General features: G+C 69.0%; 18 protein-coding genes. 7 read left to right on the top strand and 11 right to left on the bottom strand.

Annotation, left to right across the window (positions count from 1 at the left end; translation table 11 throughout):
• Positions 1–6 precede the first annotated feature (6 nt).
• From OG494_RS28930 to OG494_RS28920, 3 genes are all read left to right on the top strand, one after another.
• Positions 7–1,473 (top strand): chitinase, encoded by a 1,467-nt coding sequence (locus OG494_RS28930; protein WP_328443992.1) that lies wholly within the window; start codon positions 7–9, stop codon positions 1,471–1,473.
• Between the two features lie 195 nt (positions 1,474–1,668).
• Entirely contained in the window at positions 1,669–3,393 is a 1,725-nt protein-coding gene (locus OG494_RS28925) for a BTAD domain-containing putative transcriptional regulator (protein ID WP_328443990.1), read from the top strand.
• Positions 3,390–4,019, top strand: coding sequence for a class I SAM-dependent methyltransferase (locus tag OG494_RS28920; protein WP_328443988.1), 630 nt, complete (start codon positions 3,390–3,392; stop codon positions 4,017–4,019). Before OG494_RS28925 ends, OG494_RS28920 begins: the two co-directional genes overlap by 4 nt.
• A 5-nt stretch (positions 4,020–4,024) precedes the next feature.
• Here OG494_RS28920 and OG494_RS28915 read toward each other — a convergent pair whose 3' ends face one another.
• The 7 genes from OG494_RS28915 to OG494_RS28885 all read right to left on the bottom strand — a co-directional run bounded on the left by OG494_RS28915 (position 4,025) and on the right by OG494_RS28885 (position 11,913).
• Positions 4,025–5,290, bottom strand: coding sequence for a hypothetical protein (locus tag OG494_RS28915; protein ID WP_328443986.1), 1,266 nt, complete (start codon positions 5,288–5,290; stop codon positions 4,025–4,027).
• The gene (locus OG494_RS28910; protein WP_328443984.1) at positions 5,287–5,805 is read right to left on the bottom strand and encodes a hypothetical protein; all 519 of its coding nucleotides are present in this window, start codon (positions 5,803–5,805) and stop codon (positions 5,287–5,289) included. The genes OG494_RS28915 and OG494_RS28910 overlap by 4 nt, the downstream gene beginning before the upstream one ends.
• Before the next feature lie 107 nt (positions 5,806–5,912).
• Positions 5,913–6,533, bottom strand: a complete 621-nt coding sequence (locus tag OG494_RS28905; protein WP_328443982.1) for a cytidylate kinase family protein — start codon at positions 6,531–6,533, stop codon at positions 5,913–5,915.
• Positions 6,534–6,552: 19 nt separating this feature from the next.
• Positions 6,553–6,978 (bottom strand): NUDIX hydrolase, encoded by a 426-nt coding sequence (locus OG494_RS28900; RefSeq protein ID WP_328443980.1) that lies wholly within the window; start codon positions 6,976–6,978, stop codon positions 6,553–6,555.
• Between the two features lie 642 nt (positions 6,979–7,620).
• On the bottom strand, positions 7,621–9,279 hold the full coding sequence (locus tag OG494_RS28895) for a GMC family oxidoreductase (RefSeq protein WP_328443978.1): 1,659 nt from the start codon (positions 9,277–9,279) through the stop codon (positions 7,621–7,623).
• Complete coding sequence (locus OG494_RS28890) at positions 9,279–10,736, bottom strand: flavin-containing monooxygenase (protein WP_328443976.1); 1,458 nt, start codon at positions 10,734–10,736, stop codon at positions 9,279–9,281. Before OG494_RS28890 ends, OG494_RS28895 begins: the two co-directional genes overlap by 1 nt.
• An 85-nt stretch (positions 10,737–10,821) precedes the next feature.
• Entirely contained in the window at positions 10,822–11,913 is a 1,092-nt protein-coding gene (locus OG494_RS28885) for a winged helix DNA-binding domain-containing protein (protein ID WP_328443974.1), read from the bottom strand.
• 79 nt (positions 11,914–11,992) lie between these two features.
• Here OG494_RS28885 and OG494_RS28880 point away from each other — a divergent pair, with 79 nt between their 5' ends.
• Complete coding sequence (locus tag OG494_RS28880; protein ID WP_328443972.1) at positions 11,993–13,048, top strand: AraC family transcriptional regulator; 1,056 nt, start codon at positions 11,993–11,995, stop codon at positions 13,046–13,048.
• Here the strand turns inward: OG494_RS28880 and OG494_RS28875 are convergent.
• Positions 12,969–13,640, bottom strand: coding sequence for a TetR/AcrR family transcriptional regulator (locus tag OG494_RS28875; RefSeq protein WP_328443970.1), 672 nt, complete (start codon positions 13,638–13,640; stop codon positions 12,969–12,971). The two genes, OG494_RS28880 and OG494_RS28875, sit on opposite strands and share 80 nt — an antisense overlap.
• Before the next feature lie 196 nt (positions 13,641–13,836).
• On the opposite strand from OG494_RS28875, the gene OG494_RS28870 reads away from it, so the two are divergent.
• Positions 13,837–14,148, top strand: a complete 312-nt coding sequence (locus OG494_RS28870; RefSeq protein ID WP_328443968.1) for a hypothetical protein — start codon at positions 13,837–13,839, stop codon at positions 14,146–14,148.
• A 1-nt stretch (position 14,149) separates the two neighbouring features.
• Here OG494_RS28870 and OG494_RS28865 read toward each other — a convergent pair whose 3' ends face one another.
• The 3 genes from OG494_RS28865 to paaI are packed head-to-tail and all read right to left on the bottom strand — an operon-like array spanning position 14,150 to position 16,430.
• Positions 14,150–14,743, bottom strand: coding sequence for a TetR/AcrR family transcriptional regulator (locus tag OG494_RS28865; protein ID WP_328443966.1), 594 nt, complete (start codon positions 14,741–14,743; stop codon positions 14,150–14,152).
• On the bottom strand, positions 14,740–16,017 hold the full coding sequence (gene paaK / locus OG494_RS28860; protein WP_328443964.1) for a phenylacetate--CoA ligase PaaK: 1,278 nt from the start codon (positions 16,015–16,017) through the stop codon (positions 14,740–14,742). Before paaK ends, OG494_RS28865 begins: the two co-directional genes overlap by 4 nt.
• Positions 16,014–16,430 (bottom strand): hydroxyphenylacetyl-CoA thioesterase PaaI, encoded by a 417-nt coding sequence (gene paaI, locus OG494_RS28855; RefSeq protein ID WP_328443962.1) that lies wholly within the window; start codon positions 16,428–16,430, stop codon positions 16,014–16,016. Before paaI ends, paaK begins: the two co-directional genes overlap by 4 nt.
• A gap of 224 nt (positions 16,431–16,654) precedes the next feature.
• On the opposite strand from paaI, the gene paaZ reads away from it, so the two are divergent.
• Both paaZ and paaA read left to right on the top strand, forming a co-directional pair.
• The gene (paaZ, locus tag OG494_RS28850; RefSeq protein WP_328443960.1) at positions 16,655–18,685 is read left to right on the top strand and encodes a phenylacetic acid degradation bifunctional protein PaaZ; all 2,031 of its coding nucleotides are present in this window, start codon (positions 16,655–16,657) and stop codon (positions 18,683–18,685) included.
• On the top strand, positions 18,682–19,626 hold the full coding sequence (gene paaA, locus OG494_RS28845; RefSeq protein WP_328443958.1) for a 1,2-phenylacetyl-CoA epoxidase subunit PaaA: 945 nt from the start codon (positions 18,682–18,684) through the stop codon (positions 19,624–19,626). The genes paaZ and paaA overlap by 4 nt, the downstream gene beginning before the upstream one ends.
• The last annotated feature ends 16 nt before the right edge of the window (positions 19,627–19,642 follow it).

Genomic DNA, 19,642 nt, shown 5'->3' with positions numbered 1-19,642 from the left:
CGCCCCGTGGTCCCCCAAGCCCGTATAGCCCTGTTGTCGTTACTTTCCGCGGTCGCGCTGTGTCTCGGCGTGACGTTCGTGCTCGCCGGCAGCGCTTCGGCGGCCAACATCCTCGCCAACCCCGGCTTCGAGTCCGGCACCTCGGGCTGGACCTGCACCGCGGTCCCGACCGCGGTGAGCACCCCGGTCCACAGCGGCAGCCGCGCCCTGAGCGCGACGCCGACGTCGTCGGACAACGCACAGTGCTCGCAGACGCTCACCGTCTCGGCCAACACCGCCTACAAGCTGTCCGCCTGGGTGCAGGGCAGCTACGTCTACCTGGGCGTTTCCGGTTCCGCGACGACCAGCACCTGGACGCCCGGCACCAGCGGCTACTCGCAGCTGTCGCTGAGCTTCACGACCGGCGCGAGCACGTCGCTGACGGTCTACCTGCACGGCTGGTACGGCCAGCCGACCTACTTCGCCGACGACGTCAACCTCGACGGCCCGGGCACCCCGACGCCGACGACCCCCACCACCCCGACGACGCCGCCCACCACGACCACCCCGCCGACGACGACCACGCCGCCGCCGACCCAGGGTGACCTGCCCAAGCACGTCCTCACCGGCTACTGGCAGAACTTCTACAACGGCGCGAAGGCGCTGAAGCTGGCCGACGTCCCGACGAAGTACAACATCATCGCGGTGTCCTTCGCGGATGCCACCGGCACGCCGGGCGCGGTGAGCTTCACGCTCGACTCCGGCCTGTCGTCGCAGCTCGGCGGCTACACCGACGCGCAGTTCAAGGCCGACATCCGTACGGTGCAGGCGCGCGGCCAGAAGGTGATCATCTCGGTCGGCGGCCAGAACGGCACGATCAGCGTCGGCGACTCGAACTCGGCGAACAACTTCGCGAACTCGATCAAGTCGCTGATCACGAACTACGGCTTCGACGGCGTCGACATCGACCTGGAGAACGGCGTCAACGCCACCTACATGGGCCAGGCGCTGCGCAGCATCTACAACGGCGGCGGCAAGGTCATCACGATGGCGCCGCAGACGATCGACATGCAGTCCACCGGCGGCGGCTACTTCCAGCTCGCGCTGAACATCAAGGACATCCTGACGATCGTCAACATGCAGTACTACAACTCGGGCACCATGCTCGGCTGCAACGGCAGCGTCTACGCCCAGGGCACGGTCGACTTCCTGACCGCGCTGGCCTGCATCCAGCTGCAGGGCGGCCTGCGCGCCGACCAGGTCGGGCTCGGGCTGCCGGCGTCGTCGCAGGCGGCGGGCGGTGGCTACCAGGCCCCGGCCAACACCGTGGCGGCGCTGAACTGCCTGGCCAAGGGCACGTCGTGCGGCTCGTTCAAGCCGTCCGCGACCTACCCGACGATCCGCGGCGCGATGACGTGGTCGATCAACTGGGACGCGACCGCCGGGTACGCGTTCTCGAACACCGTGTCCGCTGGGCTCGCCGGCCTGCCGTGACGCACACGCCATGAAGGGGCCCTTCCGGACGCTCGTCCGGAAGGGCCCCTTCATGACACCCCCAGCCGGCACGCGCAGACCCCCCGGCCGCGCGCCCGCCACCTAGACTGCAGGACGGTCCGTGTGTGATCGTTGCGGAAACATGGAATCCGCAGGTCGGAGCGGGTGTGAACAGGTTTCGGGAGGAGGTCGGCGATGCGGTTCGGTGTCCTCGGCACCCTCGAAGCCGAATCCGGCGGGGCCGTCCTCGACGTCGGGCACACCCGCCAGCGCTACGTCCTCGCGGCGCTGCTGGCCGACCCGAACCGGCCGGTGACGCCGGACCAGCTCGTCACCCGCGTCTGGAGCGGCAACCCGCCGCACCGCGCGACGGCGACCCTCCGGAGCTACCTTTCGCGGCTGCGTGCCGCCGGGTGCGCGATCGAGCGGACCCCGCACGGCTACGTGCTGCGCGTCGACCCGGCGTCGGTCGACCTGCACCGGTTCCGCGACAAGGTGACGCGGGCGCGGGCGGCGTCGGACGACGTCGCCGCGGCCGCGCTGTTCGACGAAGCGCTCGCGCTGTGGCGCGGCGAGCCGTTCGCCGGGCTGGACTCGCCGTGGCTGACCGGCGTCCGCGAGGGCCTGGAAGCCGAGCGGCACGCGGCCCGGCTGGACCGCCACGACGTCTCGCTGCGGCTCGGGCGGCACGCGGCGCTGCTGGCGACGCTGCCGCGGCTGGCCGCCGAGCACCCGTTCGACGAGCGGCTCGCGGCGCAGCTGATCCTCGCCTACTACCGCAGCGGGCGGCAGGCCGACGCGCTCGCGCACTTCGAGGGCATCCGCCGTCGCCTGGCCGAGTACCTGGGCGCCGACCCGGGGCCGGGGCTGCGCGGGCTGCACCGGCGGATCCTCGCGGGCGACCCGGGGCTGGAACCGCCGCCGGCCGCGCGCGAGGTGGTGCGGACGGGGTCGCTGATGGAACTGGCCGCGATCCGCGCCGTCGCGACGTTGCTGATCGTGGCGCGCGAAGGCGACTTCGAGTCCGCGGCCTGGCGCGTACGCAGCACGGCGGACGCGCTGGAGAAGGAGATCGGCGAGCTGGAGGCCGAGATCGGCGGCCCGCTGGTGGTGGCCGACGACACCGGCGTCCGGCTGACGGAGCTGGGGGAGCGGCTGCGTTCGGGCGCCCGCGCGGGTGTCGCGGACCTGGCGGCGATCTTCGCCGAAACCCGCGTGTCCGGCCGGCGGATCGGCGGCAAGCTGCGCGTGGGTTACGTCGCGAGCCTCGGCGGCGACCTGGTGACCCGGCTGACGACGGAGTTCGAGCGCCGCCACCCGGCGTGCGAGGTGAGCCTGACCCCGACCCGCATCGGCGCCCGCTGGAACGAGCACGACCTGCTCGCCGAGGGCGACCTCGACCTGGTCCTGCACTGGTCCCCGGGCGGCGACACGCGGTCGTTCGACCTGCCGAACCTGCGCACCGGCCCGCCGCTGCTGTCCCTGCCCCGGGGTCTGCTGATGCGCGAGGACCACCCGCTGGCGACGCGGGAGTCGGTGAGCCTGGAGGACATCGCGGACTACCGCCTGCTGGACCCGAGCAAGACGCTGAACCCGGTGGCCCGCGACCAGTGGGCCCCACCAAGGACCCCGTCGGGCCGCCCGATCCCCCGCACCCAGGACGACGTCCCCCAGCTGATCGGCCGCACCCGCATCGGCGTCGAAGACATGCTCACCCTGGTGGCGCGCGGAATCGGCCTGCACATCACGGTGCTGTCGCTGCTGGAGCGCTACCCGTTCCCGGGCCTGACGGTGGTCCCGGTGACGGACATCCCGCCGATGATCGCGGTCCCGGTCTGGCGCGCGGCGGAGGAGAACGAAGCGATCCGCGCGTACGTCGCGGTGACGACGGAGCTGACCGCCGGAAGCGGGACCCGATGACCGAACAAATTCGGCATTGGGACGACCTGCACAACGGGGGCGAGATCGGAAAGACCCCGGGCGGGCCGTCATCGTTGGCGATGGAAGCCGCTCGATCGCTCCCGGTGCCGTCGAGGGTGCTCGAACTCGGTTGTGGTTCAGGAGCGGATGCGGCGTATTTGGCCGCCGAAGGACACGATGTGCTGGCACTGGACTTCTCGGCGGTCGCGATCCGTCGGGCCGCCAGTGTCCACGCGGACGTCGGTGTGGATTTCCGCGTGGCCGATTTTTCCCGGCCACTGGATCTTCGTCCCGAGTCCTTCGACCTGGTCTACGCCCGGCTGTCGATGCACTACTTCCCGGACAGCGTGACCCGCGAGCTCGTCGGCGAGGTCGCGCGCCTCCTCGCCGAAGAAGGTCGCCTGGTCGCGCTGTGCAAATCCGTCGCCGACCCGCTGTGCGGGAAGGGGAGCAGGATCGAGGACGACATGTACCGGCTGGACGGCCACGTCCGCCACTTCTTCTCGGCCGGGTACATGCGCGAGCTTCTCGGCAGTGGATTTCGTCCGGCGCGCGTGACCGAATTCGAGGGGGTCGCGTACGGCCGGAATTCGGCCTTTGTCAAAGTTTTCGCACAACGCAAGTAGTGTCGTTACTTGCGAATTCTCGCGAGCGCGACCTGCAGCAGCACCAAGACCATCGTCGCCAGAAAGTTCGGTGCCAGTTCCAGTACGCTGTGCTGATTGCTCAGTGCCCAAGTCAGGACCGTGTAACCGATCATCGCCGCCGCGGCCAGCCACAGGACGAAGTTGGTGACGCGCGAGTAGGCGACCCGGGTCGCGGTGTTGATCGTCGTGCCGACAAAACGCATCCGCGGCGCGGCGTCCAAGCTCGCCGAAATCAGCCGCATCAGTTCACAGGTGATCCCGTGTGTTCGCGTGGACTGGGCCTCGCCCGACGACCGGTAGGTGAACCCCGTCGGGGAGTCGATCATCTTCGTCGTCATGAGCAGGTGCTGTTGCCACAGGAAGGAAAAGAACTTCGTCGACGGGAACAGGCGCAAGGTCAACTCGATGAGGTACAGCTGCCACGGTATGCGAACGTAGTACTGCCGTCGGCCCGCGGTGTACTCGTAGTTCGCCTCCGCCGGCGAGGACATCTGGGTGCGCAGTGTGCCGACCAGCCTGCGGTGCTCCTCTTCGAGGAATTCGCGTCGGGTCTTGAGCCTGATCGTGGCGATGACCGTCAACGCGAATATCCTCGCGTACGGATTCTCGTCGATCGAAGAAGAGTCGAGATGTCGAAGCAGCGCCGCGACGTCGTTCTCGTTCACCGGCACGGACGCGGCTGTCAGGGCTCGCAGGGTGTGCGCCGTCGCCAGCGGATCGAACGAACCCGTGTTGTCGAGCCGGGTGGCCCATCCTCCTCCGCTCAGGCGCGCGGCGATGACGCGCTGGATCAGCGCCTGAAGGTGGGTGTCACGTCCGAGCACGATGACCGGGACTCGGGAGAGGGCGAAGACGACGTCCGCGGTCTTGAAGGTGTCGAGTCTTTCCACGGCTATCCGGCGGGAAGTCTCGATCGCCTCTTCCGGATCCTGCGCGAGGTTCGGCTCGAGCGTCTCGCGGTGGCGAAGGTAGTTCACCAGCGACTGAAGCTTCTGGACGCCGTTGTCGACGTGTGGCGTGCTGCTGATCACGAGAATCGCGGCGGCGGTGCCGAAGAGGCCGCGCTGCTCGAATTCGAAGCGGTCGAGGTACTGGCCCGCTGCGAGCATGTCGTCCGGCAGGCCGCGCCGCTGTACGCCGCTCTCGAGAACCGAATCGAACTTCCTTCGGATGGCGGAGATCGTCGAGTCTGCGAGGGCTTCGTCGACGCATCGGTAGTGTTTTGTCGTGGGGAGGAGCTCCGACTTCATTCCGTTGCCTCGGTCGTGAAGTCGCGAAGCAGTGTCAACGTGGCTCGGACATTGGCTTCGCCGGGGAACGCGGCGTAGTCCCACAGGTCCGGCTTTCCGATCGCCGTGGCGAGCTGGCGCCGAAAGTACTGCGGAACTCCGACGTCCTCGACGAGTGCACACGGGCTCCCGGTCGAGCCCAGCATCAGATAAGGTCGGCCTCGCCACTCGGCCGAGTGCTCCGCCAGCATTGCCGGGGCGTCGGGCGCGTACACGGTCGTGCCGGTGGGCAGTCGCAAGTCGTAGGAGCCCGGTACTACGTGGAGGTGCGCGTGATCCACGCACGCCGATGTGGGGATCGAAGGGGCCGAGACTCCTCCGTGTTCCCAGTAGGTCACCTCTCCCCAGCGGCTGCCGAGACTTTCGAGGACTTGCCCGAGAAACTCGGCGAACCCGGTCTCCGGCGACGCGGAGCACAGGTTCGGCACGTGTTCCACGGGTGATACGAGGATGTAGCCCGCCACGAGGGCGCCCACGCCGGGTAGGACGCAACCGCGTCCGTGCTTCAGCAGCAGAGGGTGATCAGTCCAGCGTTTCTCCTGGCTGTGGACTGCCTGGCAGATGAAGCAGTCCGTGTGACGCATCATTCTTCACCGCCCCGGGCGGATTCGAGCAGGAACTCAAGGCGTCGCATGAGTACGGGCTGGAACTCCCTGATCCCGGCGTCGGACGCCGAAATGGAGGTATCCGCGATGTAGGTCGAATTGTCGATGCGCAGGTCGAACAGTGCAGGGTCGTAACCGAACCGGATGCCGTAGAGCCTGGCGAACTGTTCTCGTGCGAAGACGTCCTTGTCATGCACTATGTTTGCTGCCTGTCGTTCAGGCATGAGGTTCTGATCGCGCAGGTACGATACGGTACATTTTTTCGCGCGAGCTGACCTGCTGGAATCGAGCCAGACCCGGATCGCCGAAGATGATCGGTACAACCACGGTTGCAGCCAGGCGTCCACGATTATGGAGGAACTGCTCGAAACCACCTCGAGCAGGTGGTCGTCCGCCTTGAGGTCGATGCTTCTATCGCTTCGTCGAAGCTGGTCCTGCTGTGGTGTCCAGTCGCGAAGGTCTTTTATCGCGGTGAACTCCTTCATGACGTGAGACATGCCGATATAGGTCCACCCGAGCTCGGCGGCCACCAGGCGGGCGTGAGTCGTTTTTCCGGCTGCCGTCCAACCGGAGATCAGGATCCGATTCTTGCGAGTCAACTTCTCCCCCTCGAGTCGGTTATGTGAACGAGTTCGCGACCTCTTTGATCGTGTATTCCTGATCTGCGATCAAGGGTAGGTCCGATGCGGTGGAAAGGGGAATCCAGCGAACATCGGAGATGAAATCCTCGGCGTCGTTGTTCTCGCGGCTCACCGTGCCGAACTCGATATCGCACAACCGTGCCACGGCAACGACCTTGGTCGTTTCGCCGCCGATGGGCATGTCCCATTCCCACATGTGCACGAGGCGACCGGGGGTGACCTTGAGTCCGACCTCCTCCCAGACCTCGCGGCGCAGTGCGTCGTCCAGTGTCTCGGCGGCTTGCAGGCCGCCGCCGGGTAGTTCCCACAGATTCGGGTTGTGCGGGTCCGAATCGCTCTTTCGCACCAGGAGCAGTTCGCGTTCTCTGAGAATTACTGCTTTTTGGGCGAACCGTACTCTCATGAAATCTGTTCCTTTGATCGTCTGCTGCGTGTCGCCGCCTGCTGTACCAGCCGGATGCCCATCGATCGGTGGTGATCACCTCCGGGGGTCTTCTCGGTGTCCTGGCTAAGTCGTTTGGGCCGGCGAAGATGTTGCACCCTACCAATACTTCTTCTGGGTGGCGTCCGCTGCGTGCTTGCCTACTGATTGTGAGCGGAATGGGAAGGTCGCCGGGATCGCACCTGTACCGCTCGTTGATCCGAGTCATCGTCGAATCATTCGATGTGCTCCGCGAGACCTGGCGCCCGATGGCAGAAAGGAGGCATCGGCGCTGGTCACGATGTTCTCCAGTCGGCCGGTCGCCCGCTTCGCACGTCGGTTCGTTGGTCGTGGATATCCTCAATCGAGGAAGTACGCGCGTGGTCGGCAGCTGTTGCAGACGCGCGTGCAGGTCGCCGACGGCAGATTCATCGTGGCAGGTACGTCCTGCCTCGAAATTCGGAAATGACTCGCCCGGGTGACTACGGGATCAGGAGCGGGACTACTGAGAGTGTCGATCGGCGGGTATCGCCGCAGGCAAATCATCGCCGAGTCAGGTAATCATCGATGGTCTACGGCTGATTCCTGACTACTACTTGTGGCTGTGTGAACCGGCCCATCAGTTCACTTGGGCACGACTGGCAGCCTTAGCGCGCCAGGTGCCTCCGCGGGCACCGCCGGCTTTCGGGGTGCCACCGCCGCCACTCGCCGATACTCCGCTCCCAGCGAGGGCCGGGGGTCCGCCTCGCCGGCGTTCGGCCAGAAGGCCATTGCCCGTTCCGCCTGGGCCGTGATGGTCAGCGACGGGTTCACGCCCAGGTTCGCCGAGATCGCCGAACCGTCGACCACGTGCAGGCCCGGGTACCCGTACAGCCGCTGGTACGGATCCACCACCCCGGTGGCCGGCGAGTCCCCGATCGCGCAGCCGCCGATGAAGTGGCCCGTGATCGGGATGTTCGCCAGGTCCGTCCACGCGCCCTGCGGGAGGCCGCCGATCTTCTCCGCGACCCGGCGCGTCACCTCGTGGCCCGCCGGGATCCACGAGGGGCTCGGGTCGCCCGCGCCCTGCTTGGTCGTCATGCGGCGGCCGAACAGGCCGCGTTTCGTGTACGTCGTCACGGAGTTGTCGAGCGTCTGCATCACCAGCAGCCCGATCATCCGCTCCGACCAGCGCCGCGGGTTGTGCAGCTTGACGACGTTCCGCCGCTGCCGCCACAGCTCGCGCGCCCCCAGCACCCAGCGCCGCTTGCCGGTCTGGGCGTCGACCAGCACCGTCGTCATCAGGCCCATGAAGTTGCTGCCGCGCCCGTACCGCACCGGCTCGACGTGCGTCACCGCATCCGGGTGGATCGACGACGTGATCGCGACGCCGCGCGTGTAATCCGTGTCGTCCCGCAGCGACCGCGCGGCCAGCACGGCTTCGGAGTTCGTGCGGGCGAGCAGCCCGAGGCGCGGCGACAACTCCGGCAGGGTCCCGTTGTCGCGCAGGCGGTGCAGCAGCCGCTGGGTGCCCAGGGAAGCCGCGGAGAACACCACCTGTGACGCGGTGAACGTCCGGCGAGACCACCGCCCGGTGCGGACGGTGTCCACCGCATAGCCGCCCTCGATCGGCCGGACCGAAACAGCTGTGGTCAGCGGATGCACCACGGTGCCCGCTTTTTCGGCCAGGTAGAGGTAGTTCTTCACCGTCGTGTTCTTCGCCCCGACGCGGCAGCCGGTCATGCACTCGCCGCACAGTGTGCACTTCTGACGCAGAGGTCCCGCGCCACCGAAGAACGGGTCCACTCCGGACTGTCCGAAGTAGACGCCGACCGGCGTGCGGCGGTACGTGTGCCCGATGCCCATGTCCTCGGCGACGTCCCGCAGTACCCGGTCGGCGGCCGTCGTCGCCGGGTTCTCGACCACGCCGAGCATCCGCTTCGCCTGGTCGTAGTACGGCGCGAGCTCGTCCTTCCAGTCCGTGATGTGCGCCCACTGCGGATCGGCGTAGAACTTGTCCGGGGGCTCGTACAGCGTGTTCGCGTACACCAGCGAACCGCCGCCGACGCCCGAGCCGCTCATCACGAAGGTGTTCTTCAGCAGCGTCAGCCGCTGGATGCCGAAGCAGCCGAGTTTCGGCGCCCACAGGTACTTCCGCAGCCGCCACGACGTCTTCGCGAACTCGTCGTCGGCGAACCGGCGGCCGGTCTCCAGTACGCCGACGCGGTAGCCCTTCTCGGTCAGCCGCAACGCCGTGACGCTGCCGCCGAAGCCCGAGCCGATCACCAGGACGTCGTAGTCCATCAGCCCACCACCCGGTAGTCGGCCACGTCGAACCGCTTGGTCCGGCGGTCGTACTCGGTGACCAGGCCCGGCCAGTTGGTCGTCACCCGGCCGTCGGCCTGGCGGTACCAGCTCGTGCACGCGCTCCACACGCTGTGGCCCAGCCGCGCCTGCACCTCGTCGTCGTATCGCTGCTCGACCTCCGGCAGGACGTCCAGCGCGGACACGTCAGGTCGGGATAACCGTTCTACGGCCTGACGGATATACCGAGCCTGGCGTTCGAGCATGTAGATGATGGACCCGGCGCCGAGGTTGGTGTTCGGCCCGTAGACGCAGAACAGGTTGGGGAAACCGGGCACGGTGATCCCGAGGTACGCCCGCGCGCCGCCGGACCACGCGTCCTGCAGCGACCGCCCGCCCGGCCCGCGCACCTTGACCGGTGCGAGGAAGTCGGTCGCGGCGAACCCGGTGCCGTAGACGATGACGTCCACCTCGTGCTCGACGCCGTCTTCGGTCCGGACGCCCTTTTCGGTGATCTCGCTGATCCGCGCCGTCTCGACGTCGACGTTCGGCTGCGCCAGCGCGGGCAGGTAGTCGTTGGTGAAGAGGATCCGCTTGCAGCCCAAGGGATATTCCGGTGTCAGCTTCGCGCGCAGCGCCGGGTCCTTGATGTGCCGGCGACGCAGCTGCGCGGTCCGGAGCTCGAACATCTTCGCCAGCACAGGGTGGCGCGTCATCGCGTACGTCGCGTACTCGGCGAGCAGGAAGATCCGCAGCCGGCCGAGCAGCTGCGTCGGCGGCAGGTGCTCGAACAGCCAGTGCTGCCAGCCGCGGTAGGCCGGGTCCGACTTCGCCAGGACGTACGGCGGTGTCCGCTGGAAGACGGTCACCCGTTCGGCTTGCTTGCGCACCTCGGGCACGAACTGCACGGCGCTGGCCCCGGTCCCGATCACGGCGACGCGCTTCCCGCGCAGGTCGACGTCGTGGTCCCAGCGCGCGGAGTGGAACGCGGCTCCCGCGAACCGGTCCCGCCCGGGGATGGTGGGCAGGACCGGCCGCGACAGCTGCCCGACGGCCGGGACGAAGACGTTCGCCTCGTAGGTCTCGCCGCTCTTGGTCACGACGCGCCAGACGCCGTCGTCGAACACGGCCTCGGTGACCTCGGCGCCGTACCGGATGTGCGGCTCGAGGCCGTACTTCGCGATGACGCCGCGCAGGTAGGCCAGGATGTCCGGCTGGTGCGAGAACCGCTTCGGCCAGCGCGGGTTCGGCTCGAAGGAGTAGGAGTACAGCGGCGAGGGGATGTCGCAGGCGGCACCCGGGTAGGTGTTGTCCCGCCAGACGCCCCCGGGCTCGGCCGCGCTCTCCAGGATCGTGAAGTCCGTGAGACCGGCGCGCTTGAGCTCGATCGCCGTGCCGATGCCGCCGAACCCGGTGCCCACGATCAGCACCGACGGCCCCTTCGCCGAACTCGTCATGCTGAAGAAAGCTACCCACTCGGAGCCTGTGACAACAGGACACGAGCGGTCACGCGATCGAGATTTTCGGCCACGCGCGGACGCGTCAAGCCAGCACGCGCACCTCCCGCGTCTCCGCGCCTGGTTCCGCCCAGCTCAGTAGCCGCGCCGCCGCGCTCTCCAAGGCCTGCAGGTCGCGCTTCGGCAGCTTCTCGAACGGCGTCAGCTCCACCGCGGCGGCCTTGCGGGAGGCCTTCAGCTCCCAGAACCCGCGCACGTACCCACCCGCCAGCAGCGTCCCCTTGACCAGGCCGTTCTGGGTGATGACGCGCTTGCGGTGCTCGTCGCTGATCACCCGGGTGCGGTCGGCGTAGGACAGGATCGTCTGGTCGAACGGCCCCAGCAGCCGCGCCGGCGTGGGGACGTCCTCTTCCGGGACCGTCAGCTCCGGCAGGTCCAGCAGCTCGCGGCCGTCCGGGTCGCGGTAGCGGCGCAGGTCCATCCCTGCCGCGACCTCGCCCAGCCGGGTGATGCCCGCCCACGTCTGGACGTCCGCGACCGTCGCCGGGCCGAACGCGCGCAGGTACCGCGCGATCAGGGCGGCCGGTGAGGGCGGGGGCAGCGGCGAAGCCACCCACTCGTCCAGGCACGCGTACGTCGCCTGCCCGGCCTTGCCCCAGATCGCCCGCGGCGGGATCTGCACCAGCGGCAGCCGGCCGCGGGCCAGGTGGGTGAGCGACGCCGTCGGGACGTCCGGCCACCGCCGCGCCAGTTCGGCGCCCAGCGCGGTGCTCGACAGCGGCGCGTCCAGCAGCAGCTCTCGCGCGGCCGCGGCGACGACGTCGTGGTCCAGCCCGGCGAGCGCCTGCGCGTGCAGGGTGTTCTGCTTGAGGTCGCGGTCGTAGAGCAGCTGCACCACCGGCCGCCACGCCAGCGCGTCCGCCGCGGTCACCAGGTGGACCGTGCCGCGCATCAGCGCGATCCGGACCACCTGACGGCTCTCCAGCAGCTCCGCCAGGTCCATGGGCCGGAAGCCGTGCAGGCGCGCCCACAGCGCGTAGTACGGCGGGAACGGCGCTTGCGCCTGCAGCCCGGCCAGGTGCTCCACCGCGTCGCGGGCGGACATCTTCGCGTGGCGCAGCAGCAGCTGGCGCTCCAGCGTCGCGCGGTTCAGCGCCCGTCGGCTCAACGTCGTCACGGCGTCACCCTAACGATCACCCCGGACAATTCCGGTCCTCGATGAGCTGCGCCGCAGGACGTGATCCATACTTCCGGCCATGGCCGAGCTCGCCGCCCCCGCCGTCGGGGACTGGGACTTCCCGCGCGGTACCGCGAGCATCGAGCTGATGACGCGGTTCGCCGCCGACCGCGGTCTGGCCTCCGGCCGGCTGCTGGCCGCGACGTCGGTGACCCCGGACCTGCTCGCCGACCCGGCGGCGCAGGTCGACGCGCGCGAGGAGCTGGCCGTCGTCCGCGCGCTGGCCGCGCTGGACGGTTCGGACGCCACGGCACTCGAGCTCGGGCGCCGTTACCGCGTCACCACCTTCGGCATCTTCGGGTTCGCCTGCATCAGCAGCCCGACGCTGCGCGACGCGATGCTGTTCGCGCTGCGCTACTTCGACCTCAGCTTCGCGTTCTGCATCCCGCACGTCGTGGCCGACGGCGACCGCATCACCCTCGAGCTCGACGACAGCCGCGTGCCCGTCGACGTCGCCCGGTTCCTGGTGCTGCGGGACCTGTCCGCGATCTTCGCCGTGATGCGCGACCTGCTGCCCGAGATCGCCTTCGACGACCTGAGCTTCCGCCACGAAGCGTCCACAGTGGACGCCTACCGGGCGGCGTTCGGCGTCGAGCCCCGGTTCGGCGCCGACGCCTGCCGCGCCACGCTCGACCCGGCGTTCCTCGCGCTGCCGCTGCCGCAGGCCAACGAACAGACCGTCGCACTCTGCGCCGCGCAGTGCGAGGCCCTCGTCACGCGCAAGCGGCAGCGCTCCGGGATCTCGCAGCAGGTCCGCGAACGCCTGGTGCGCCTCGGCGGCGTCGACGCGGGGATGGACGAAATCGCCCGCCAGCTGACGCTCAGCACACGCACGCTGCGGAGGCGCCTGGCCGAGGCCGGCACCAATTACCGCGCGCTGGTCGACGAAGTCCGCCAGGCCCTGGCCGAAGAGCTGCTCGACACGGGCGTGCTGTCCGTCGAGGACGTCGCGTACCGGCTCGGTTACGCCGAGGCGTCGAGCTTCATCTACGCGTTCAAGCGCTGGACCGGGATGACGCCCGCGGCATACGCGCGCCGGTTCCGGGCCGCTCGGCAAGCACCGCCGGGTAGGTGAGCTTCAGCAGGTTGAGGATCGAATCGGTGAGGAACGTCCGCAGCGCCGTCCGGTCCAAAGTGCCGCGGATGAGCCATTCGCGCGACGCCGCCCGCAGCATCCCGCCGAACGACCGGATCATCGCGCGCAGCTCTTCGCGGCCTTCGGTCACGTCGGTCATCAACGCGGCTTCGAGCACGCGGTCCGCGGCGATCTCGTCGGCCTCCAGCATGATCCGCTCGATCTCCGGGTCGCGGCCCGCCGACTCCGGCCCGATCACCGTCAGCCAGGCGTCGCGGTTGCGGTCCACGACGTCGATCCAGCGCTCGACGCCGATCGTCAGCCGTTCCTCCATCGTGGTGTCCGGCAGCGCCTCGGTCACCGGCGCCGGCACGATCATCAGCTGCCGCACCACTTCCAGGTACAGTTCGCGCTTCCCGCCGAAGTAGTGGTTGATCAGCGGGCGCGCCACCCCGGCCGCCTCGGCGATGTCCGAAGTGGACACCGACGCGTAGCTGCCCGCGCCGAACAGCCGACGGGCGGCGGCGAGGATCTCGGCGCGCCGCTCGGCCGGCTCGAGCCGGCGCCGCCGGGGCCGCGTTCCGCTGGTCATCCGCTCAGCCTCGCCGGGGAACGGCACGCTGTCAACAAGTAGTTGACTTCTCGTCAAGAGAGTGACTCCGGTTGCGGGCAACCGAATTTCCGCGTCGACGGCTGTCGTTACGGAACCGGAACAACCCGCCGGTAACTTCCCGGCGCCCGGACGCGACGAGACGGCAGGGGGCCCGTGTGACCGGGGGTAGGAGCAGATGATCGAAGACGACGCGCCGATCCGGCCGGCGGGACGCTGGGTGAGCGTCCGCCTGCAGCATCGTCACGTCAGCTTCGACGACGCCTTCGAAGCCGACGAACCGGTCCCGGACGGCGACTGCGCGGACGAGGAGTCCTTGTCGTACTCCGGAATCGTGATCACGAGCTTCGACGAGGGGGAGAAGGTTTCCGAGCGCTGGATCCCGCTCGGCGCCGATCCTTCCGAATCGGACGACGAAGAACTCATCGAGCAGTTGCGCGACGCGCTCCTTTGGCAAGCGGGGCGCCCGCCCCCGAATGCCCGCGACTGACCTACGACGGCGTGCGCAGCCCTTCGAACGCCACTTTGCAGACGGTGTCGGCCACTTCCGCCGCCGACGAGCCGCGCCGCGGCCGGTACCACTCGATCAGCGAGTTGACCATGCCGAAGATCAGCCGCGCGGTCACCGCCGGGTCGACGTCCGGGCGGATGTCACCCTCGGCTTCGGCCTGCTTCACCAGGTCCGTCACCAGCAGGTCGAATTCGCGCCGGCGGGCCAGCGCGGCGCGCTCCACCTTCGTGTTGCCCCGGACGCGCAGCAGCAGCGTGACGAACGGCAGCCGGTCGGCCAGCACCAGCACACTGCCGCGCACGAGGTGCTCCAGCCGGTCGATCGCCCGCCCGTCGAGCCGCGCGGTTTCCTCGGCGACGGCGAACAAGCCGTCCAGGGCCCGGTCGACCGAGAGCCGCAGCAGTTCTTCCTTGCTGGGCACGTGGTGGTAAATCGCCGACTTCGTGATGCCGAGCTTGCGGGAGAGGTCCTCCATGCTCGTGCCGTCGTAACCGCGCTCGTTGAACAGCTTCACCGCCACCTGCAGCAGCGATTCGAGGTCGTACCCGGGGCGCCCGCGCCGAGGTGCCGTCACGTCTTGTCCCGCTGGTCGACGATCCGCCGCATCTTGCCCATCGACCGCTCGAGGGTGTCCGGGTCGACGACGTCCACCGACACCGTCACGCCCACGCCGTCCTTGACGCCGGTGACCAGCTCGGCGGCGGCGCGCACCCGGTCCTCGGCGACGGCGTCGTGACGCGCCTCGACCAGCACGGTGAGGTGGTCGAGCCGGCCGCGCGTCGACCGGACGAGCTGGAAGTGCGGGCTGAGGGAAGCCATCCGCAGCACGATCTCCTCGATCTGCGTCGGGAAGACGTTGACGCCGCGCAGGATGATCAGGTCGTCGGTGCGGCCGGTCACCTTGTCCATCCGCCGGAACGCCGGGCGCGCCGTGCCCGGGTTCAACGCCGTCAGGTCGCGCGTGCGGTAGCGGATGATCGGCAGCGCCTGCTTGGTCAGCGACGTGAACACCAGCTCGCCGGTCTCGCCGCCGCCCAGCACGTGCTCGTCGAAGGGGTCGATCACCTCGGGGAAGAAGTGGTCCTCCCAGATGTGCAGGCCGTCCTTCGTCTCGACGCACTCCTGCGCGACACCCGGGCCCATCACCTCGGACAGCCCGTAGATGTCCACCGCGTCGATCGCGAACCGCTCTTCGATCTCCGAGCGCATCTGCTCGGTCCACGGCTCGGCGCCGAAGATGCCGACCTGCAACGAGCTCGCGCGCGGGTCGACACCCTGGCGCTCGAACTCGTCGAGCAGCGTCAGCATGTACGACGGCGTCACCATGATGATCTCGGGCCGGAAGTCGGTGATCAGCTGCACCTGCCGCGCCGTCATCCCGCCGGACGCCGGGATCACCGTGCAGCCCAGCTTTTCCGCGCCGTAGTGCGCGCCGAGACCACCGGTGAACAGGCCGTAGCCGTACGCGTTGTGCAGCTTGTGGCCCGGCCGTCCGCCCGCCGCGTGGATCGACCGGGCCATCACCGTGGCCCAGGTGTCGATGTCCTGCTCGGTGTAGCCGACGACGGTGGCCTTGCCGGTCGTGCCGCTGGAGGCGTGGATGCGCCGCACCTGCTCCTGCGGCACGGCGAACATCCCGAACGGGTAGTTCTCGCGCAGGTCCTGCTTGGTGGTGAACGGGAACTTCGCCAGGTCGGCGAGCTCCTTGCAGTCGTCCGGGTGCACACCCGCGTCGTCGAACTTCTTCGTGTACGCCGGCACATTCGTGTAGGCGTGCCGGAGTGTCCACTGCAGACGCTCGAGCTGCAGCGCGGCCAGCTCGTCGGCGGAGAGGTTCGCCTCGATCATGCTTGGTCCCGTTTCCCGGAGATGACGCGGCTGCGGCCGCGGAATTCGGCGACGATCTCGGGCCCCGCGGGGGTCTCCCGCTGCACCGTGACGTCGTAGATGCCGTTGCGGCCGTAGCTGGTGCGCTCGGTGGCCGTCGCGACGAGGTGGTCGCCGAGCCGGCCGGCGGCGACGAACGAGATTTCCGCACCGGCGGCGACGGTGACCGGGCCGTGGGTGTTGCACGCGCAGGCGAAGGCCGTGTCGGCGAGCAAGAAGACGTACCCGCCGTGCGCGATGTCGTGCCCGTTGACCATGGACCGGGTGATCGTCATGGTCGCGACCGCGCGCCCGTCGCCCGCCTCGACGAGGGTGATGCCCAGCGCGCGGGACGCCTCGTCCGCGGCGAACATGGTGTGCGCGGCGTTGGTCATGCACTCTCCGTTGAACAGGCCCTGCGGCGCGGAGCGCCTCCGCTGAGGGCGGCGGCGGGGGCATGGATGGACTGACCGAATGGACGGTCATCCGGTGGTGCGCCTCAGTAAAGGCAGAGGTCCGGGCCGGTGTCAAGCGCCGGGGCCTTCCGATCTCGGCGGCCAGCGGCTACGATGGAATTACTGAACGTCCGGTAGGTAATTCGGTGGAGAGGTCGGACTCGATGGGTTTGCTGCGCAGCTACGTCTCGGGCGAGTGGCACACGGCGGCGGAAGACGGTGCCCCGCTGCACGACGCCACGACCGGCGAGGAGGTCGCCCGCGTCTCCTCGGCGGGCGTCGACTTCGCGGGCGCGCTCGAGTACGGCCGGCGGGTCGGCGGCCCGGCGCTGCGCGAGCTGACGTTCCACCAGCGGTCGGCGCTGCTCAAGGCACTGGCCTCGCACCTGCGCGAGCACCGCGAGGAGCTGTACGCACTCTCCGCGAAGACCGGCTCGACGCTGGGTGACTCCAAGTTCGACATCGACGGCGGCATCGGCGTCCTGTTCAGCTACGCCTCCAAGGGCAAGCGCGAGCTGCCGAACGACACCGTCTACGTCGAGGGCAACGTCGAGCCGCTGAGCAAGGGCGGCACGTTCGTCGCCCAGCACATCGCAACGCCGCTGCGAGGCGTCGCCGTCCAGATCAACGCGTTCAACTTCCCGGTGTGGGGGCCGCTGGAGAAGTTCGCCCCGGCGTTCCTGGCCGGCGTCTCGAGCCTGGTCAAGCCCGCCAGCCAGACGGCCTACCTCACGGCCCGCCTGGTCGAGCTGATCATCGAGTCGGGGATCCTGCCCGAAGGATCGCTGCAGTTCGTCGCGGGCAGCGTCGGCGACCTGCTCGACCACGTGACCGCGCAGGACCTGGTGTCGTTCACCGGCTCGGCGTCCACCGCGCAGAAGCTGCGCGCGCACCCGGCGATCATCCGCAACGCCGTCCGCTTCAACGCCGAGGCCGACTCGCTGAACTGCTCGATCCTCGGCCCGGACGCGCGCCCCGGGACGACGGAGTTCGACCTCTACGTCAAGCAGCTGACCTCGGAGATGACGGTCAAGGCGGGGCAGAAGTGCACGGCGATCCGCCGCGCGTTCGTCCCGGCTTCGCTGCTCGATGACGTCGCCGCGGCGGCGTCCGCGCGGCTCGCGAAGGTGACGGTCGGCAACCCGACCGCCGAGGGTGTCCGGATGGGCGCGCTGGCCAGCCTGGAGCAGCGCGAAGAGGTCCGGCGCTCGCTGAAGGCCCTGCTCGACGCCGGCAGCATCGTGTTCGGCGACCCGGAGAAGGTCGAGGTCGTCGACGCGGACGCCGAGCGCGGCGCGTTCCTCTCGCCGGTGCTGCTCAAGGCCGACCCGGAGCGCTCCGAACCGCACGAGGTCGAGGCGTTCGGCCCGGTCTCGACGCTGCTGCCCTACACCTCCACCGAGCAGGTCATCGAGCTGGCGGCGCGCGGCGGCGGCAGCCTGGCCGGCTCGATCGTCAGCGCCGACAAGGAGTTCGTCCGCGAGGTCGTCCTCGGCGCGGCGGCCTACCACGGCCGCCTGCTGGTGCTGGACGCCGACGACGCCAAGGAATCGACCGGCCACGGCTCGCCGATGCCGCAGCTGGTGCACGGCGGCCCCGGCCGCGCGGGCGGTGGCGAGGAAATGGGCGGGATCCGCGGCGTGCTGCACCACATGCAGCGCACGGCCGTGCAGGGCTCGCCCGCGGTGCTGTCGGCCGTCACCGGCCGGTGGGTCACGGGCGCGCCGCGCACCGAGAGCGACGTCCACCCGTTCCGCAAGTCCCTGGCCGAGCTGAAGATCGGCGACTCCGTCGTCGCCGGGCCGCGCACGGTCCTGCAGTCCGACGTCGACCACTTCGCCGAGTTCACCGGCGACACGTTCTACGCGCACACCGACCCCGAGGCCGCGGCCGCGAACCCGCTGTTCGGCGGGATCGTCGCGCACGGCTACCTGGTCGTCTCGTTCGCGGCGGGGTTGTTCGTCTCGCCCGAGCCCGGCCCGGTGCTGGCCAACTACGGCCTGGAGAACCTGCGGTTCCTGACGCCGGTCAAGGTGGACGACGCGCTGACCGTGACCCTCACCGCCAAGCAGATCACGCCGCGCATCGACCAGGAGTACGGCGAGGTCCGGTGGGACGCCGACGTGACCAACTCCGACGGCGACTCGGTCGCGAAGTACGACGTCCTGACCCTCGTGTCGAAGGAGCAGCCGTGACCGCCACTTTGCCTGAGACCGAACTCGAGGAGCTCTTCGAGCACACCATCGAGCGCGACCAGCGGATCGAGCCGCGCGACTGGGTGCCCGAGGGCTACCGCAAGACGATGATCCGGCAGATCGCGCAGCACGCGCACTCCGAGATCATCGGCATGCAGCCCGAGGGCAACTGGATCACGCGCGCGCCGTCGTTGCGGCGCAAGGCGATCCTGCTCGCCAAGGTGCAGGACGAGGCCGGCCACGGGCTCTACCTGTACTCGGCCGCGGCGACGCTGGGCGCCGACCGCGCGGACCTGACCGACAAGCTGATCACGGGCAAGCAGAAGTACTCGTCGATCTTCAACTACCCGACGCTGACCTTCGCCGACGTCGGCGTGATCGGCTGGCTGGTCGACGGCGCGGCGATCTGCAACCAGGTGCCGCTGTGCCGCAGCTCCTACGGGCCGTACGCGCGGGCGATGATCCGCATCTGCAAGGAGGAGTCCTTCCACCAGCGGCAGGGCTACGAGCTGCTGATGACGATGATGAAGGGCACCCAGCAGCAGCGGGACATGGTCCAGGAGGCCGTGAACCGCTGGTGGTGGCCGTCGCTGATGATGTTCGGGCCACCCGACGCCGACTCGCCGAACACCGCGCAGTCGATGGCGTGGAAGGTCAAGCGCCACACCAACGACGAGCTGCGGCAGCGCTTCGTCGACATGTCGGTGCCGCAGGCGGCCGCGCTCGGTGTCACGTTCCCGGACGCCGATCTCAAGTGGAACGCTTCTCGTGAGCACTACGACTTCGGTGCGGTCGACTGGGACGAGTTCAAGAACGTGTTGAAGGGCAACGGCCCGTGCAACGCGTCGCGCGTCGCCCACCGGCGTCGCGCGCACGACGACGGCGCGTGGGTTCGCGAAGCCGCCGTGGCGCACGCGGCGAAGAAAGAGGAGCGCAAGTGAGCGACCTGACTGCCGA

It is taken from the genome of Amycolatopsis sp. NBC_00438 (assembly GCF_036026695.1).
In the GTDB taxonomy this organism is placed as follows: domain Bacteria; phylum Actinomycetota; class Actinomycetes; order Mycobacteriales; family Pseudonocardiaceae; genus Amycolatopsis.
The sequence above is the reverse complement of the archived record's forward strand: the minus strand, read 5'-3'. Positions and strand labels throughout refer to the sequence as shown.

Excerpts from the sequence above, each read along its gene's own strand:
- OG494_RS28925 (WP_328443990.1), top strand. The coding sequence starts at position 1,669 with ATGCGGTTCGGTGTCCTCGGCACCCTCGAAGCCGAATCCGGCGGGGCC.
- OG494_RS28920 (WP_328443988.1), top strand. The coding sequence starts at position 3,390 with ATGACCGAACAAATTCGGCATTGGGACGACCTGCACAACGGGGGCGAG.
- OG494_RS28915 (WP_328443986.1), bottom strand. The coding sequence starts at position 5,290 with ATGAAGTCGGAGCTCCTCCCCACGACAAAACACTACCGATGCGTCGAC.
- OG494_RS28900 (WP_328443980.1), bottom strand. The coding sequence starts at position 6,978 with ATGAGAGTACGGTTCGCCCAAAAAGCAGTAATTCTCAGAGAACGCGAA.
- OG494_RS28895 (WP_328443978.1), bottom strand. The coding sequence starts at position 9,279 with ATGGACTACGACGTCCTGGTGATCGGCTCGGGCTTCGGCGGCAGCGTC.
- OG494_RS28890 (WP_328443976.1), bottom strand. The coding sequence starts at position 10,736 with ATGACGAGTTCGGCGAAGGGGCCGTCGGTGCTGATCGTGGGCACCGGG.
- OG494_RS28880 (WP_328443972.1), top strand. The coding sequence starts at position 11,993 with ATGGCCGAGCTCGCCGCCCCCGCCGTCGGGGACTGGGACTTCCCGCGC.
- OG494_RS28875 (WP_328443970.1), bottom strand. The coding sequence starts at position 13,640 with ATGACCAGCGGAACGCGGCCCCGGCGGCGCCGGCTCGAGCCGGCCGAG.
- OG494_RS28870 (WP_328443968.1), top strand. The coding sequence starts at position 13,837 with ATGATCGAAGACGACGCGCCGATCCGGCCGGCGGGACGCTGGGTGAGC.
- paaK (WP_328443964.1), bottom strand. The coding sequence starts at position 16,017 with ATGATCGAGGCGAACCTCTCCGCCGACGAGCTGGCCGCGCTGCAGCTC.
- paaI (WP_328443962.1), bottom strand. The coding sequence starts at position 16,430 with ATGACCAACGCCGCGCACACCATGTTCGCCGCGGACGAGGCGTCCCGC.
- paaZ (WP_328443960.1), top strand. The coding sequence starts at position 16,655 with ATGGGTTTGCTGCGCAGCTACGTCTCGGGCGAGTGGCACACGGCGGCG.